The sequence below is a fragment of the Vibrio sp. Vb1980 genome (genome assembly GCF_033338615.1).
GTDB lineage: Bacteria > Pseudomonadota > Gammaproteobacteria > Enterobacterales > Vibrionaceae > Vibrio > Vibrio alginolyticus.
Genome location: NZ_JAWOSZ010000007.1, coordinates 135839 through 154161 on the forward strand (window position 1 = coordinate 135839; position 18323 = coordinate 154161).

The 18323-nt window shown below is 41.5% G+C and carries 13 protein-coding genes; 12 read left to right on the forward strand and 1 reads right to left on the reverse strand.

Annotated elements, in window-relative coordinates; all coding sequences use genetic code 11:
- The first annotated feature begins 33 nt into the window (after positions 1-33).
- From R7F64_RS13205 to R7F64_RS13255, 11 genes are all read left to right on the forward strand, one after another.
- Complete coding sequence (locus R7F64_RS13205; protein ID WP_273992586.1) at positions 34-1542, forward strand: tyrosine-type recombinase/integrase; 1509 nt, start codon at positions 34-36, stop codon at positions 1540-1542.
- A complete protein-coding gene (locus tag R7F64_RS13210; protein ID WP_273992585.1) occupies positions 1539-5381 on the forward strand; it encodes a hypothetical protein in 3843 nt (1280 codons plus the stop codon). The genes R7F64_RS13205 and R7F64_RS13210 overlap by 4 nt, the downstream gene beginning before the upstream one ends.
- Positions 5374-5991 (forward strand): hypothetical protein, encoded by a 618-nt coding sequence (locus R7F64_RS13215; protein WP_038136717.1) that lies wholly within the window; start codon positions 5374-5376, stop codon positions 5989-5991. The genes R7F64_RS13210 and R7F64_RS13215 overlap by 8 nt, the downstream gene beginning before the upstream one ends.
- A gap of 8 nt (positions 5992-5999) precedes the next feature.
- Positions 6000-6545 (forward strand): hypothetical protein, encoded by a 546-nt coding sequence (locus tag R7F64_RS13220; protein ID WP_273992584.1) that lies wholly within the window; start codon positions 6000-6002, stop codon positions 6543-6545.
- Positions 6546-6627: 82 nt separating this feature from the next.
- Entirely contained in the window at positions 6628-8955 is a 2328-nt protein-coding gene (locus R7F64_RS13225) for an AAA family ATPase (protein WP_318071772.1), read from the forward strand.
- A gap of 546 nt (positions 8956-9501) precedes the next feature.
- The gene (locus R7F64_RS13230; protein WP_318071773.1) at positions 9502-10602 is read left to right on the forward strand and encodes a PIN domain-containing protein; all 1101 of its coding nucleotides are present in this window, start codon (positions 9502-9504) and stop codon (positions 10600-10602) included.
- A 1-nt stretch (position 10603) separates the two neighbouring features.
- Complete coding sequence (locus R7F64_RS13235; RefSeq protein ID WP_029837340.1) at positions 10604-11563, forward strand: bacteriophage abortive infection AbiH family protein; 960 nt, start codon at positions 10604-10606, stop codon at positions 11561-11563.
- A gap of 299 nt (positions 11564-11862) precedes the next feature.
- Positions 11863-14079 carry an AAA family ATPase gene (locus R7F64_RS13240; protein ID WP_273992582.1) on the forward strand — a complete coding sequence of 739 codons (2217 nt, stop codon included), beginning with the start codon at positions 11863-11865 and terminating at the stop codon, positions 14077-14079.
- Between the two features lie 363 nt (positions 14080-14442).
- Positions 14443-14625, forward strand: a complete 183-nt coding sequence (locus R7F64_RS13245) for a hypothetical protein (protein ID WP_156137150.1) — start codon at positions 14443-14445, stop codon at positions 14623-14625.
- Between the two features lie 302 nt (positions 14626-14927).
- Positions 14928-16106, forward strand: a complete 1179-nt coding sequence (locus R7F64_RS13250; RefSeq protein ID WP_273992581.1) for a hypothetical protein — start codon at positions 14928-14930, stop codon at positions 16104-16106.
- A 24-nt stretch (positions 16107-16130) separates the two neighbouring features.
- On the forward strand, positions 16131-16598 hold the full coding sequence (locus R7F64_RS13255; RefSeq protein ID WP_179002025.1) for a hypothetical protein: 468 nt from the start codon (positions 16131-16133) through the stop codon (positions 16596-16598).
- Positions 16599-16751: 153 nt separating this feature from the next.
- Here the strand turns inward: R7F64_RS13255 and R7F64_RS13260 are convergent, their stop codons facing one another.
- Entirely contained in the window at positions 16752-16919 is a 168-nt protein-coding gene (locus R7F64_RS13260; RefSeq protein WP_175423150.1) for a hypothetical protein, read from the reverse strand.
- 834 nt (positions 16920-17753) lie between these two features.
- Between R7F64_RS13260 and R7F64_RS13265 the strand changes: the two genes are divergently transcribed.
- A complete protein-coding gene (locus R7F64_RS13265) occupies positions 17754-18242 on the forward strand; it encodes a hypothetical protein (protein ID WP_025625948.1) in 489 nt (162 codons plus the stop codon).
- The last annotated feature ends 81 nt before the right edge of the window (positions 18243-18323 follow it).

Here is an 18323-nt window from a genome sequence, read left to right on the forward strand (position 1 = left end):
ACAATACAAAAAAATGAGGATTGATACGCTCTCATGAAATTAAAGAACATCAGGTATGAAACACGTAAGCAGATTACCGTCGTTAATTCACGCGTAATCGAAACAACTTCTCATCATCTCTTCAGAGTTGACGATGACACTGAAATTGAGGAGTTCAGAGTCTACGAAGAGGAGATAGTTCGTCTAGCAGACACCACTAATAAAAAAAAGAACTTAAGTGCTAACTCAATCAATACGTACCGAATGCATGTGATTAAATTCATAGATTATCTCCATGAGGCTGGAGTTATGGGGTCTGATACTGCCCTCATACTGCATCGTGCACATAAGTTCGTTATGAGCTACCCAGCGTACATCCAAAAAGAATTGCCTCACAACGCTACTCATGAGATTGAGACGATAAGAGAGCTTATGGAGGGCTACCGCCCAAAACTTGGAAATAATTCAATTAACGTGCATTTAAACGCAATTGAGCACTATATCAAGATCTCCGAGCGTCATGGTAGATCAGCGCATACCAGACTCTGCCGTGCTATGGGAGTTTCACCATCAGAGTCCGAATATCAACCACTGTTTGAGCAGGTTTGGAATTCCACCGAGATAACTCAGGCACAAAAATTATATTGGCAGAATCATACCGCTATTGGGGCAATTCTGGGTGCGCACAATATACGTGGAGAAACGAATCAAGTATTTTCACGCCGTCCTTCCGATGATTCACCAGTTCGAGATAAGGTCGCCATAACACAGGAACAGATTGAACAGTTCCTCAATCAGGAATCCCTGTCAGATCGTGACCGTACCCTATTCGCTCTACTATTCGCGAGTGGGTTAAGAATCAGCGAGGCACTGCTGTTGCAGTTGGGACATATTGATTTCACACAGCGTAGGATTTTCCTGCCCCCAAAGATATCAAAACGAGGTCTAACCTCGGAGGAGAATAAATTGTGCTCAGGTTGGAAAGGTCGCAAAACCCGACACCATGAGGTGAACCTGTTTGGTGTGGCAGAAGAAATATTTTGGAAGTCACTCGATAAACTTCTGTTGACCATAACCACGGACTATAGTCACGATTTTTTGTTCACGTTTGACAAGGGCAAGAACAAGGGGCGACCATTTATCCTAACTCAGCGTGCCGATAAAAAACGTGGCCACTCAAATATCGTTACACGTTTCAAAAAAGCGCTAAGGGAGGTAGGTATCTCTGAGGATTTACTTCATGGGCCACATTTTGCTCGGCATGCACTAGTTTTCTACCTGCATTACGAGTGCCCTCGCTTAACTGAGGGTGGAGAGTTGCTATTTGGTTATAAAGCGGAGGACGTCAGTCGTCTGATAGGCCATGTCAGTTTCACAAGTACCGTAAATTACAAACGAGATAACTCAGAGAAGCTGAGTCAGGAGCATAAGTTATCTCGTGATATCACACGCCTAAACCTAACTGATCAACAAGCCATTCTATTGAAAGAAAAAAATAAACACCTAGCTGAAGCTAGAAGGATCGAAGGTATGTTAATGAGACTGGAGGCGCACAAACAATGATCTTTAACACAACTAACACCCTTTATTACCCTTCTGGTAAAGGCGATGCTGATACGCGTTGCACTGAAATTGCAATACAGCTAAAGGCGCAGGTCTCAGCATTCTTTTCTAGCGTAGGTGTTGACAAAAAGTTCTCTGTTCCAGAGATGGACGTGTTGAATCGTGGTTCAAACATTAGCATAGGCAAGGCTGACGTACGATGTGTCATATGTGAAATAGCAGAAAATATCTCGGATACAAAAACACTGCTTACTATCGCATCTCAAGCAGCTAGTGCTTCCAACTTTGCCACCAGAAAGAACAATGCAAGAAGACCTAACCATAAAGGTTATCATGGAGCGGTGAAGTTCATTAGGCAAACAGAGGAATTATTTGCTTCAGTAGGTATTAAGCCCGAGCAGATCAGTAAAAATGTTTACCAAACGGTAATCCTTTATTCCAGATTAATCCTGATCAAGTTGTGGAGAGAGGGATTGGTGGTGTTACCAGTCACTGCCGACCTTGAACTAGGTTCAAACAAGTTTGAAGAGTTTGCTCAGTTCAAATCAACTGGGCACCCCTCCAGACCTCCCATGTTTGGAGCGTCTGACTCGTACTGTAAGTCTCTGCAAAGTGAGTTTACACAACTAATTTGCGACATTCAGAATGCGCCACCATTAGAAGTACTCATCATAGAGCGTGACGGTGGGCAATGTTACGATAAAATGTCCAGTATCATCTATTGCAGCACTCTACATTCACCTGAAGACGTTAGCGTAAGCTCTTACGATGACGTAACTAAACTACTCTGTCTGTATGATATGTATGACATAAAGCGACCTGCTGATGCCATGCTGCTCAAAGAGCTGTCAAATGAAGTTGTTCCATTTAAGGCTCTGAAAAGCAGGCTAAAAGAGTTCAAGTTATATGCGACCAAACAAGGCTATCATAAAAAAGATACATTATCTGGTCACACACGCGCTCTAACCGTTGCCTACAAATCTGAGCTTCTTCAACTTCAAGCAGGCGGTAATTTCAATTATCAAGAGGTTGTGTATGAGCAAGACGAGGAATCTCTTTTCATGTTCTTCGCTGATAATGAATTCGCAGCCACACAAGAATTTTACAAGCGCGGTTTGATTGAAAGGCCCGACTTTTCTAGCTGGGATGACTATAAAGATAGCCACCTTAGCTCTCTTTCAAAAGCCGCTTTCTCCAACGCTCAGTGGGGCTGGAATGTAATTTACCAGTACTTGGGTTATGTATCTTGCTGGTGCGAATTATTCCCTGAGCAAGCAGAAACCGAGAATATTTATACTCCGACGACGTTTAAAGAGTTGGATAGAGAAACATTTGTCATTCGCTCACATTCTAATCAAGATATAGATACAGATCAGTGGCCTCGTACTCTCGGTGAGTTTTTGCTGCGCAAGTCCGTTTCAGTTGCTACATGGGTAAAAGCAGCTCTGAACTCTGTTGAAAATAATTATGCCTTTAACACAGAACATGTTAGCTCAACAGGCAAAACTCTATTGCCACACGAGTTCACCAACGCATGGCATAAATCTGAACGAGGGATAAAGCTCGGCACACTGAGCGAGTCTGTAAAAAAGGTATTTACACGAGATGAATACGCAGTCGTTTTGCAGGTCGCCTACGCTTTAGAAAAGTACGGTGCATACCTGCAAGAGCGGGTACTAGAAGGTTATGATTATGAACTGCTCGGTTTTAGGCCTGCTACTTCATACCATACTGATAACCAATACAGACTGATTGAAATAGGCGCAAAAATCGCAACTCCTGTTGGAATATTGAAATATCAACTACATAACTCTCCGCTAAACGGTGATGTAGTTGAGAACAAGCCAATTGCTAATGTATTCCACTGGGCAGTACCGTTGGAACATTACCATGACGTGATACGTGTGGGAGAGAACAATAGCAAAGCATTTAAACGAGCAATTTACTCTCATGATTGTGCAGGGTTTTCTCCAATAGTTTGGTACGTCGATGATGAACTCAAGCACTCCTATGTTCGAATGGATAAACCTTCGAAGATCATTGAGAACCCATTCTCGATGACTAATTTTGGAACCATAGAGACGAAGGTTACACAGTTAGTTGCACCATTGCTTGGGCCAATCAGGGGCATTATCGTCGCACTTGAACAGGGAATACGGCACAAACATATCCGCTACCTAGACAAACGTTATTTTGATCAGTTTGTAGAGGCGGGAAATGTGGACGGTATCGTTCAACTATTAGTCAGCACTGATAAAAGTCTACGTAAGCCATGGAAAGCGAGTTCTCACATCGACGTCATAACGATGCTCCGAGCAGAAAGGGACTTCCAAAATTTGAGATCAGATGTTGACCACCTCATTCCTTATAATGATACGGGTCTAGAAATCGATGTCCTATTTCGCAACGCATCAGGACAGCCGTTTTCAGAAACAGTGTGGGCTGATATTTGGAAGATATTCCTAGGCATTTCACAGAGTGTTATCAATTATTCTTTCAATGATGTGATAGAAGAATGTGAGTTTGTAAAAATGGTGCCTTTATCAGCTAAGGACTCTATGACATCACAGACAGCAGAGAGAATAATCACAGCTGATAGTGAGTTCGTTCTACGAGCTAGGGTTTCAGGCAAGAATCAAAAACTTGGGTTTGATGCTGAGGGGCATCGCGTAAAGTTATTGGCGCTACTATCTCCCCACTCGACTCGAACCACCTACGTCAGTCACAGAGTTGGCTACATACCCGTAGAGACTGTGAGTAAGAATATCGGTCACATGAAAGTGACTACAACCATCTATTACAACAAAGAGACAGAGGAAGATCGAGCACGCAAGGTCGGAGAATACCGCAGAGCTAACCTGATGTTAGTACGTGGTAACAAAAGTACTGATGAAATCACACCTATGCACACCAATGATGTTTCACAGGCTCAAGTTAAGGAATCGTTCAAACAACGTCCCAACGAAACAATGTGTATTTACGGTTTCACATCGATTCCAATTATCACCGTTGACGATGAGGGCAATGAAATCATTAATCCCACTGGCATGGATCTTGTTGCCTCCACCCCTATATCCATGATCGCATTTTCATCAACCCATATCTGTGTGCACAACATGGAATGCCCTTCAGAAATTATTGCTGAAAATGGTGGTTATCAGCGATGCGGTGTTTGTCGAATTAAAATCTGTCATATAGATAACCTGATTTCTATTTCACGCATGGTTCAGCGACTAGAGTTGGATTTGAAGAGTAACGTAACGTCCCTAATTAACCTAAACCGAAATAAGATTGGTGATGAGACTGTGCAGAAAGTTGAAGTCGCCCAACTCAAACGCGAACAATCTGTTTTGCAGAGTGAACTATTGGGTTGGCAAGCAGCTCTGCGTATTGTTGAACAAACGAGGATAAGGTTGTTGAACAAGAAGGATGCTAATAAATTTGTTGTTCCTGCACCACGCCTGCTATCAGAAACAATATCATGTGAGACGTTCAAAATGTCTTTGCCTGAGTTGTTACTCAACCACATGACTAGTGTGAGTGACGTACCTTCACTGAATAGCCCTGAAATTCAAAAAACTGTAGCCAGAATTGAGAGGAAAATCTTAAACGATTCTAAGAACGCTAGTGATGACATCATGAGGGAGGTTGAAGCCTGTTTCGTAAATGATTCTTTAGACCCTCGACATATCATGTCCCCGATCATGAGCATGTTGGACGCGAATATTATTACTAAACAGCAAATTCTGGAGGTGATTGAGAGTGACTTATCGGGCACTCCACCTCTAACGAGAAGCCCTTTACAAAACAATGTAATAAAGGCGTTATCTAATGGTTAAGAATAAAAGGACAGAATCCCTTAACGGGCGAATCGAGTTGGTTACTAAAACTCTAGATACATACATCGCAACTCCTAGCCTCAAGGCAGGTATTTCGAATATGGATCAGTTGGCAAAAAAATTGGAACGGGATACAGGGATTGGTTATTCCACTCTACTTAAAAGCGAGAACAAGGGGGGATACTACCGAGGATACCTTGAGACTGCCTTGTTAAAAATTGCGCCCAGTACGAGCAAACTGGACTCCTTAGCTCAACCTCAACCTAAAAACTGGGTACATCTAAAGGCTAGGTATGAGTCAAGAATTGGGCTTCTCAACGACGAGATAAAGAAGCTGCAAATTAACCTAAAACAGGCTGAACTTGCAATTTCTGATGCATCTAACTCACAACTGACACTGCACGATGCAACTGAGTTCAGACAAGCTGACATTAATGTCGAGAAACTATGCCGAGCGCTTGCTCGAATTCTTGATCACGAGGATGTGGGGTTAGACCTGATGCCAGATGGGCGTATTGAGTATTTTGGTGAAACCCTAGTGAGTTCTGAACAGGCTCAGCCATACCTAGCATGGCTAGAGCGCACTACACCCGCTCCACTGAAGGAATAGAGATAAACATGGAAATAGAACCTGTTAAATTGACACCTGAGCAGGAAAGCCTGCGGGGTACTGCCAAATCTGCTTTATATGTCGAATGCTATAAGCAGGTTATTAGTCAGATGCGCCAAAAAGGGATCAAGTTTCCGCGAGACGAACGTGGCACGAATGAACTAGGAATCAATGCTAGTGAATTGGCTAGATGGTGCGCGTTCAAGGATCGTGCAACACTGTACAAAAACTCGCTGATTAAGGAAGCACTTCCGAAAGATATACGCAACATTGGGGTTGAGAACTCTCAACCAAGATCAATAACGTACAAAAAGCGTGACGAATTAGTTGCGAGTCAGGCTAGCGATATAAACGAACAGGGTGCTCTAATCGTGACTCTCAATGCTCGAATACAAACACTGGAGCAACAGTTGAAAGAGAAAGAGGCAAAGCTCCATAGGTTGGAGCTGACCTTGGCCGCCTCAGAGCGATCTGTTGACGAACATATGAGGAATCACGCAGATCAGGTCAAGAATTCTATCCTAAGCGGAGGAAGAACATTTGATCGAGTTTAGATTGCTAGTTACAAGTGTGCGTAACTTACTAAATGCCTACATTGTTTATGGCAATTGCACTAAAAGAAACAAACGATTGTCTGTGTTCATTAGGAAAGAGCACACTTACAAGGAGCCGTGTGTAGCTGAGGTGTGGGTGTTTTCATGTGCAAGCCAAAAAGCGCTGATTAATTATCGCCCACAATATTCCGCAACGTCAGGTCGGTTAGTTTTAGACGCGTTTAATGATATCGAGAGTGATCTTAGGCTTTACGAGCGTGCATTACGTCAGTATGAGTTGCCGACCCTTACTAAAAAGCTATTCTTCACGCATCCAGAATTCCGAGGTATCGGATGTGGAGAGTCTCGTATTAGTAAAGCTATCGAAAGAGCTGGCTCGGCAAGGCAATTCCTGAATGTGCTAAGGAACGGCAATCTACCTGCCCTAGTCGATGCATTTGACAGCACTGAACGTGGGCTGGCGTTTCTAACAGCCTATCAGACGGTGCAGGCTGAATTTGAGTCTATTGAATTCATTGAAAAAGCTGGTTATGACAGACGCACTGCCCATAGACTGATGAGGTTATTGGGTCGCTCCGCAAAAAGTTTGTTAACCAGTAATCCTTATGCCCCTATCCGCATGGGAAGTCGCTTTAACAATGCATGGGGCGTTGCTGAACGACTAAGAAATACGAAGGAGATGAGTATTCCTGACGACTCTCCTGTCAGGTTGATTGGCGCAATTGACTACGTGGTGTATCGCGCACTCAAGCAAAATCACACGGCTATCAGTGAAGAAAAGTTTAGGGTGGCACTGTCATCGTTGATTGGTGAAAATTTGGTTGATGTTGCGATTGATACGGGTCTTTCGCTAATTGCCCTGTGCAGAACGAGTAGAGGTGACTATCAGGGTGTCGGCCTAGCGAACCTTGAGAGTATCGTCGAGAAATCAATGGCAACAAAAATAGTGTCTTCTAAGGACGCTAAGTCATCCAATGGACGAATCATCACCTTGATAAATGAGTTTGATGAATACTCATTTAAAATGAACGGGTTCAATCTTACCGAAGAACAGAAAAAGCTCGCCTTCAACGCGTTGACCAATGACCTTTCAATCGCTCAAGGGGAAGGAGGTACTGGTAAAAGTACCGCTATGGCATGTGTTAAGTACGTCTGTAACCGCCTAGACCGACCTGCATATTTTGTAGCGGTTGCGGGTATAGCAAAAAAACACGTCAATGACGAGCTTGAACGAATGTGTGTCATCCGAAAGTCATACACTAGCCTATTCGGTGATGGAGAGGACGAGATCTGTTGTTACACTGTCCGAGGACTAATTCGTCAAGTCGAACTAACCGTTGAACGTCCCAATATCAAGAATGCGATACAACTAAACGACAACCCGCTGATTGTGTTTGACGAATCCTCAATGCTTGATCTATCACTGGTAGTAGAGTTTGTATCCCTGTTTGACAAGCACTCTATGAAATACAGCATTTCAATGGTAGGAGACATTGCTCAAATCGCTCCTGTTGGCTTTGGTGTGGTTTGGCAGCACCTCGTAAGCCTAGGGAAACTAAAACCTGATACAGTGCCGTACAGCGAACTTAGAAGTGTCCACAGACAGGGAGCAGGCAATCCGATTAGAGATGTGGCGACGCTAGTACGAAACGTCGGCCACAATATGAAAGCTGAGTGGGATGACAGAACATGTGGATTTTCAAACGATCCACTGAGTGCCCTAACCGACCTGAGTTCATTTTCGGGTCAAGCTGGCGTCTACTACCTACAAGTTAATGATTCTCAGATAATTTCAAATGCGTATTCACTATCCAAAAAGTTGGGATTAGATAGATCACAGGTAATTACACCTTATTCCAATGCAGATAACCCCCTATCTACCATCAGCATTAACGACCACTTCATAACAAATGAACGAAACTGTAGTGGTTCTGAACCTTTATGGGGTTTTGCCAAGGGGGAGCGTGTTATTGTCACAAAGAACTTTGCACCACTTGACCTGTACAACGGTGATTTGGCAATTGTCACTGGTATTATCTACGAGCAAGAAGAGGCAGGTGAAGACATACAAAAGAAATTAGTCTGCAAGTTTGCTGAAAAGACAGTCTATATCGATGAAAGTGCATGTTTTGACACTGGGTTAGTACATTCTTACGGTATCACAATTCATAAAACTCAAGGCTCAGAGTTTGCCTACACTATCGTTCTCTTGCCTAGGTCTACCTCCACATCATTTGTGGAGAACAGCATGATTTATACTGCACTAACACGCTCAAAAACTGCCTCCATTTTTATTGGAGATATGAGAACATTATCAAAGGCAATCAACAGCAAACCCGCATACATGAGAATTTGTTCGGGGGTCAACCTTGACGCAGAGCTATCACAGTATGTTTCATCAGCCGCATAGCTAGACACATGTGATGACAGCCCCGCAGGGATAAGGGCGGAAAGAAAATCATGGGGTTGCGCTCCCCTGAAATCCGCCCGAGACCCAGCGAAGCTGGTTACAGAGTATAACTGGCAGGGATACGCGCTTGTGCCTCCTGCTAGACCCTAACATATCTAGAAGCACACTACTGTTAATACGCTAGTTAAGTGACGACGTTTCATCTACTACGGCCACTGAATTGGTAGTCGGCTATTACGCCCTAAAACGTGTATACACAAAAAGAGGCAACTGGTTCGCACCTCTGTGGCTTACAGTTCTACCATCATCTGGATTAGTCAGGGTGCAGTCTGGCACTTTGTAAATCACGGTTTAATCAGATCTAAAAGAATATTCTAACTGAGTGATGCCCCAAAATCATTTAAAGCTATCCCTCATCACACCTTGCTAACTCGTTACTTGCCCGAATTTTTATAATGAACCAATATGCTATTAGTTGGTTATCCGCTTAATTATTTTATCACTTTATTTGATGACAATTTACACCACGTGTTCAAGGTATTGATTATGGAATTACAGACAAGGCTAGTTTTTATCGATACAAGCGCTTTTGAAAAGAAAAACTATCAATTTGGGCAACACGCTCTTGGTCGTCTTCAAGAGCTAATTGAGGATGAGAAAATCCACTTGCTCATTACTGATGTGACAAGGAAAGAGATCGACTCCCATCTCAAACGCAAATCTGAAGAAGCAGCTTCTATGATAAAGAAGATGCAAAGAGATGCGATGTTCCTAAGAAACACCCCCGACCTTGATTGTCATGGCATCTTCACCAAGGTTAAAGATGATGATATTTATGCTGTTATCAGTGAAAAATTTGATGATTTCGTCGAAAACGGCTACGTCGAAACAATTGATGTAAGCACTGTTAACCCTCAAGTTGTATTTGATGCTTACTTCAACAACCTTCCTCCTTTTGGCAAAGAATCAAAAAAGCACGAGTTTCCTGATGCATTTGCGCTAGAAGCTATTAAACAGGTGAGCTTGGCTAGAGGATATTCAGCCTATATCGTTAGTGACGACGGCGATATGAAATCATTCTGTGAGAAAGAAGATAACTTCATTCATCTTGAAAACGTCGATGACCTAATTGACTTGATTGTTCGAAGCGACAAAGCGTACGAAGAACCAGCCAAATTTGCTGATGAAATATTCGAACAACTCCTAGAACAAATCAAAGCGGATGCCCTGCAAGCTCTCGAAGATGGCGAGTTCAACTATGAAAACGCAGATCCTTTCGATGAGATTATCAATTCTATAGAAATCAACTCGGTGAATGTTGGGAAGAAAAACTTACAGAATGTCGATGCCGAGTGGGCTGAATACGAAGTAGAATTTGAGGTGGTTGTTACGGCAGATTACCGATTCTCAGATTATGACCGTTCACCTTGGGATCCTGAAGACAAGCAATATGTATTCGTCTTGAGTAATGAGTCAACAGTAAAACACAAAGAAACATACACTGCCCACATAACACTTGCCTATACCGATGGATTAAAAGCTAACGCATACATTGAAGAGTTTTACTTCCAAGATACATATTTTGAGCTGACTGATGATGACTCCGAAGTCATTAGCTTCAAAGAACTAGATATCAACGGTGAATGACATGAAGCTATATGTAATAGGTAATGGCTTTGATGTTCATCATGGCCTTGACACTAGGTATACATCTTTTGGGCTTTATCTCAAAAATAACTACTGGGAAACTTATGAGCTATTGCTCGACTATTACGGGTTTGCTGACTTAGACCCAGATTTTCCAACAACAATGTCAGACCCTTTATGGTCTGAATTTGAAACGAGTATGTCACTGCTTGATAAAGATTCAGTTTTGGAAGCAAACATGGATGCAATGCCAAACTATTCTTCAGATGACTTTCGAGACAGAGACCGATACACGCTTGAAATTGAGATGGAGCGAATACTTGGCCTTCTAACCACTGAACTCTATAAAGCATTCAAAGAGTTCATTTTGGCTGTACAGTTTCCTCAGTTTGATCACAGCCGATCAGTAAACATTGATAGAGACGCTGTTTACCTCACATTCAACTACACAGATACGCTTTCTCAATACTACGCAATCCCCGATGAGAATGTGCTATTCATTCACGGGAAAGCCGATGAACATATTGATGAGTTAATTCTCGGTCATGGTGTTGATCCTGAAAATTTCAAAGAGAAACCAGCCGAACCACCATCAGGATTGAGTGATGAAGATTTAGAACGTTGGATGGAATATCAATCTGATCAATATGACTACTCATTCGAGCGTGGTAAGGATGCGATCAATCAGTATTTCTCAGCAACTTTCAAGGGAACAGACCAGATCATAAAAAACAATGAAGACTTCTTTGCAAAGCTCGGCAATATTGATGAAGTATATGTTCTCGGTCACTCATTAGCTGACGTAGATTTACCCTACTTCAAGAAGTTGGAGCAATCAGTCAGACCTGATGCTAAATGGGTTGTGACTTTTTATGACCCTGATGATGAGAAAGTACACGGTGACACTCTAACAGGACTTGGAATAGCCAACGTTGCAGTTGTCAGAATGGAACAGATCTAAGCAAAAGCCTGAAATATCATTAGCGATTGCGGTGGATTCTAACATTTTTTTACTAAATTTTGCTTATGCGAAGAATTCAATTTTGAACATCAACTCTAACTCGAAATTGTCCAGAGGTGTGCCAGCGCCGATCACGGCAAACACACCTTTGCCCCACTCCGTGTTTGCAACTAGGAAGAACTACTTCAAAGTTAGTAGCTCTAACGCCCTATTATATTAAGCAACTAAATTGATATCAGTCACATCCAATCTGAGATCATGCATAGTAAAATGAAGAGTCTCCTATTCGAGGTATATGCATGTTTAAGAGCGTAAAATCTATAAAAAACTTCGGTATTTTAAAGGATGTCAACACTAATGCTGGTCAACCTTTCTTTCAATTTAACTTATTCTATGGCTTTAATTATTCCGGAAAAACCACGCTTTCACGTGTTTTCCGAGCAATGCAGCTAGGTGAAATACCAGAAGGCTTCACTGGTGCATCTTTTGAAGTCGATTGTCACGAAGCAAGGTCTATCAAGAGTAACAACTTACAAAAAGTAGAAAACCTACGTGTTTTCAATTCAGATTACATCGCTGACAACGTTAATTTTGATGAATCAAGCGTAAGCCCTGTTTTGATCGTAGGTGAACGTAACATCGAACTAGAAACAGAACTTAAAGGATTGGAAGAGGCTATTCCTGCAAAGGAAGCTAAGCGAGATCAAAACACAGAATTCGCAGTAAGCAAAGAAAAAGAGAAAAATAATCGTTTAACTGAAGTAGGTCGAAACGTTGCGGTATTGAGTATTCTAGGTAGGTCTACATTCAACGCTTCAAGCGTAAGATCCATGCTTGCATCTTCTGAAGCTAGTCATGATCTAACACCAGAACAAATGAGCGCTTACATTGATACAGCAAGAGCCAGTGCTGTATCAAGCGTGCCTAAAGTTAAACTTAGCACCCCAGAAATGAAAGGTATTTTGGGTGACATTGAATCAATCATGGCGACTTCAGTAACACAGATAACTATTGCTGAGTTGGATGCAGATAAAAGCCTCAGAAGTTGGGTTGAAGAAGGGATAGAGCGTAACGCTGGACACACCACCTGCCAGTTCTGTCACAACACGATTAGTCAGGCAAGACTTGATGAGTTAAATGCTTATTTTTCGAAAGCGTACAAAGACCTTAGTCAAAGGATTGATGTTGCTATCGCTTCGGTTCAATCACAAGCATTCACATCAAGTATTCCAGATACCAGTCAACTTTACCCAGATCTACAGAAAGGTTTTGACAAATTAAGAAGCCAAATCCAGCCAATCGATGATTCTGTCGAAGAACTAAAAGCGTCACTGGTTAAGTTACTTACTGACAAGAAAGAGCACATGGCAGAGGTACTTCCATTTAATGCATCAGACTATCCTTTACCGCTAGTTACAGACTTGATGGAGCAGTTCAACGCACCAATAACAGCGCACAATGAGCGGGCTGCTAACCATTCCACTGAGCAGCGTCAGGCTATTGAAGCAATCAAACGTCACTATGTGTACCAAGAAACACAGAACTACGACCACTCGCAAGCACAGCTTGATATACAAGCGTTTAAAGATGCTGCTGTCATCGCACAAAACGAGATCAACGCTAATCAGGCACGTATTGATGCGATAAAGGCTGAACTTAATAACACTCAACAGGGAGCGCATAGTCTAAACGACAACTTGCGACAGTACTTCGGTAAGACTGATATAGAGATTAAGCCTGTAAATGGCACGTATAAGTTCATGCGTGAAGATAGAGAGGCAAAGCACTTATCTGATGGTGAACGTACTGCAATAGCATTTGCGTACTTCATTACACAATTAGAAGATGATTCCTTAAATGGCATCAAACCTATCGTGTATTTGGATGACCCGATCTGTAGCCTTGATTCAAACCACATTTATAACGTTCTTGGCATTATCAAAAGTAAGCTAGGTCATGAGCACGTAGAACAGCTTTTCATTTCTACGCATAACTTTGAGTTCTTCAACTTAGTAAAAACGTGGTTGTCCTATTTCAGTAGGACTAAGACGGGCACAGCAAAGCGAGCACAGTTCTTCTTAGTTAATCGTACAGGCGACCAATCTAAGATTGACCCATTGCCTAAGCTACTTAAAGACCACAGATCCGAGTATGCTTACTTGATCAGCAAGGTTAAAGAAGCTGTAGAACGACCAGAGAATTGTGACTCTATTGCAGTGCAGTCGTATGTGAGGAAGATACTGGAAGTGTACTTTTCGTTCCGTTTCAATTTGACTGAGTTCAGGGGTAACGGCAAAGACCAGATTGCACCTAATCTACTGAAAGACATTGAAGATGCGGAAGTTAAAGCAAATACGTTGTATGAGTACATGAATGAAAAATGCCATGCTAAGTCAATGGAACTAGGCGTTCAGTTCCCCGAAGCTGTGCAGCCGCAATTAACTAACGCATGGGAGATCATTACAAACGCCATAGAAACGAACGACAAGCCACACTATGACGCATATTATGCCTAACTCTAGAGAATCGCGTCATTTGTGTTCTTGTTAACAGTGAGATAAACGCATATCTCCTTCTCTGAACAAACGATTATCGCCTGATATAGTTAAAAATGGAGATGTGCGATATCTAGATATTATGGTAATTGATTCTCCCCTTTGACGCTCAATAGTCACGTTAACAAGCGTTTGTCCAAAGCTCGACAAACACACCTTTGCCCCAAACTGTGTTAGAACAGGTACTCATAAAAATTCTACAAGCACCTATTTGACTTAATTTCTTTGACTCATTTAATATAAAATAAAACGCATATTGCTATGGCAGCTATTCAGGTTCATACCACAATGGGTGCAACCAACATCAAAAAAGGAGGTTATCTTATGAGTAAAATTATTGTTGAAGTTGTGGAAAACCCTAATAAAGAGCATGGCTGTTGGGGAATTCAGGTAAGTCACGACGGTGGAGATTTGTTCTTCGATACTGGTTACATTTATGAAGGGAAAGGTGCAGCGCATAGGGCATTTTGTAAATTGTTAGATAACTTACCTCAGAAAGAGTCTTAGCCTGTTTCTGTTAAATATATTTGAGTGAACATAGGCTGATTGGGGTGGCAGCGGGAGGTTCAATACCTCTGGTGTCAGTTTTCCTCGTAGCCCTCGTAATCCTTGTGTGTATCAGAAGTTTCAGTCTATCAGTGCAAACTAACAATCAAGTGGAGGAATCGCCTATGAATAAAGTGAAAACAACAGCAATATTCTCAACCCTAGAAACAATATGGGCTATTGGGGTGAGCTGCACGGCAGGAGCCCTGTCACCCTATGTTTACTTACGTTTAAGAGAACTTAACTGCATTGGGATCAAATAAGTGTCTATCAAAAGTATTCTCAATGAAGCTATTGGGAAATTGGAACAAAGTAGTCACGATCGTCTTGTTGACTGTACATTGAGTGCTTCGATTATCAGTGATCATGAGCAATGTTGGTGCTCAAGTGGTCGTTTGTTCATAGATTGCCATAAAGATCGCAAACTAAAGCGAGAGCTTAACGAGCATGAGATTAGAAAGAAAGTAAGCGAGATATTCGATAGCAAGAAATACTGCTGTGCTCAATTTGATAAAGAAAACTGTGAATTACCAATCAAAAGAGCTCATACAATTCAAAAGGGAAATGTCCTTTCTAGTCTTGCTGAGAATGGTCATGTGGGGACGTTTTATCGAAATCTAAATGGTATAGAGAACACAAATAGGTTGAAAGCTGGTATCGAAAGAAAAGCATCAATCTTTTATGGCTTTTGTAGCTTTCATGATACCGAATTGTTTAAATGTATTGAGCTAAATGAGTTTTCTAAAACTAAAGAAAATTGTTGGGCTAGTTCATATCGTGCGGTGTGCCATGAGTACTACCAAAAGAAAGCCGCTATTGATGTTACTCACTGGCAAATAAAGCACTTGGACAGTGGGCTAGATGTTTATCATCAAGTCTTTCTTCAAGAGAGGCTGTATATTCACCAACTTAACGTTGAAAAAGGGTTCAGTGACATCTCGATAATTAAAGGTGCTTACGAGACTATCAAAAAAGACAGTCAATACGAAGGGCTAGTTTCTTACGTAATTGAGTATGATGCCCCTCTCACAATTGCAGTGTGCGCCAGCATTTCACCATACTTTGATCTTAATGGAATAAAAATTCAAAATACAGGCAACGCAAACGAAAGTTTTCAGCATTTTTCTCTTTCTACGGTGACATTAAACGGTAAAGCGGCTTACGTCGTAAGCCATTTAAAGCAACATGAGGTTATCGGTAAGTACTTGGAAGAAGTATTCTCAATGCCTCTCGCCAATATAAACGATTGGTTAACAACCTGTATATTTGCATACACCGAAAATAATTACTTTCGTTTATCTTGGTGGGGTTCGTTAGACGAAACAACGAAAACAAAGATATATGGTTTGTTTTTATCAGAAAACTACACGAAGACCATAAATTATGACGACTTAGTTAGTCGGTCTATACCTAGCGATCTTGTTTCAGTAGAGCGGATCTAATAATGTTTTGGGTTTTAATTTAACGTGAAGTCTTTTTTCGAAAACAGCAATTTTCTTGATCAAATGGTACTACGCCCGTTGTCCCATATTCGCCCCTATTGGGAATTAAGTTGGTACTCAGCGAGTGAAGAGTACAAACCTGAGTCAGATAGCTTTGCTTATGAACTTAATATGCTGATTGAAGAAATGGGAGAATGCTGTATCCCCGATCACTATCATGACAATGAGGATATTGTTGTCAAAAAAACTAGGGATTTTGAAAACTCTCATATCTACAAGCAGGGTCGGATTTGGATCGGCAGAAGCTATCAAATTTTATTGCAAGATGGTGGTTTCCATGATGAAAATGCGAGGAACCTAGTTTTAGCAGCGGCGGGGCGTGTAGAAGCTGCAAGACGTTTTGGTCAAGACCATTTTGATGATATGGAAGAAGCTCATCAGAGAATATTAGCGATTATTATGGCTTTAATTCTCTATCACCGTTACACGTAGTTGAGCAGCGAATATGATAGGCATTTTGCCTATCATATTGGGCTTTATCGCTATACCTGAGGTAATCCATTAAATGCTAAATTAGCAAAGTCGCTGACGCGTTTTGTCCAGAGATGTGCCAAAGCCGTTCACTGCAAGAACATCCTTACCCTGTTATGAGTTAGATGGCTCATCTACGGAGTTTTTATCTAACTGCTGCTCTAAGATGTTTTTTATTTTTGAAAGCTCTACGTACCCTACGTCGCCACAAAAACCGTTCATCTCTGTTTTTACTAGATGCAATAATATTTGCACCTGCTCATCTGTTAGTTTCAGTTCCATGTTGACTCCTCGCTGTACCAATAGTGTTGCGCATAAATTTAACAATTCTCGATTTCGTATAATAGTGAAATGTTTTAACCTAGCTCAGAGTTGTCCATTTCTGAGTTGGCGGTAGTCTTATTGGTTTACATAAAAGCATTTAATACAGCAACTTAGCACCTACGTTCACAAATAACACTCTAAAGGTCAGTCTCTACAACGATATGTCTATATCAATGAAGTAATCCATGTACGATCTTACCTACATTTACGAAAACACTACAGCGTTCAGCGAACCATAGATGGACTGAAATTAGCATGCACTATCACTTGATGATCAGAGTTTGCATTAAAGTAGCATGCAGATCAGAATTTGTAGTACTTGTTGGATATAGGGAATGGAATTAGATTTAAATAGCAAACGCGTAAATGTACATTCCGATTTAGTGGTTACAAAAATCATTTAATACAAACACTTAGAATTTTCGTTCACGAAAACACTATAGTTTGCCCTCTAGGGCATATTCCCAGCGAACATCGGACAAACTGAAATTAGCATTAAAGCGGCATCCTGATCGGGATTTGCATTAAACCAGATCAGGATTTGCATTAAACCAGATCAGGATTTGCATTTTACTGAGCTGAGGGAACTGAATTAGATATATCAAATGCATAAATGTCCAATGGTGTACTAGATCGAACAGAAGCTGCACATTGTGTCCAATTACAGGTTATGGCATATTGTACGACCTGTAAGTCGTCTTCTCGGAAGTGTCAGAGCGTGTATGAGTCACTACATCTTAAATCAAATCCTTTGGGCCAACTATCTCATTGCCTTAACTTAAGGAGATGCCATTGAGAATTCTATACCTCGATCTACATGCGCTCCTGTATTCAATTGACTACTTGAACAAACATGAAGATGTGTTTGATTCGTTTAAGTCGCAAAAACCATTTTGCTCAACAAACACCTTTCTACTAAATGTTGAACCCGATAGGTTAGGAGCCCAAAAACTAGCCGCCGCCGCATTCGAAGCTGGCCTTCTCCTATATCCAACTGGCAATAATTACACTAGAGATTTGCTTGTTAAGCACAATGTATTCCCTGATCTCCAATTAGCACCATATGTGGATGTAACGTCGAATGTGAGACCGGATGATCATGATCCAGTCAGAAGCATGTTTGCCCACGCTAATGCACTGGAAGCTGAGTGGTTTGTATGCGGAGATATTGCATCTGATGAACGATTTAAGTCATTTCCGAATCGTTATCTAGTGAGTCAGTTTGATGAAGGAGTCAGTAATGAGCTGATATCACAGATACTTGCTACTAAGGCTTGTTGACATACGTTTAGAGTACTTGTGTTAACAGATGAACAAGAAATGAAATGCCGAATGCTGGGAATCGCCAAACTCCCAGCTCAG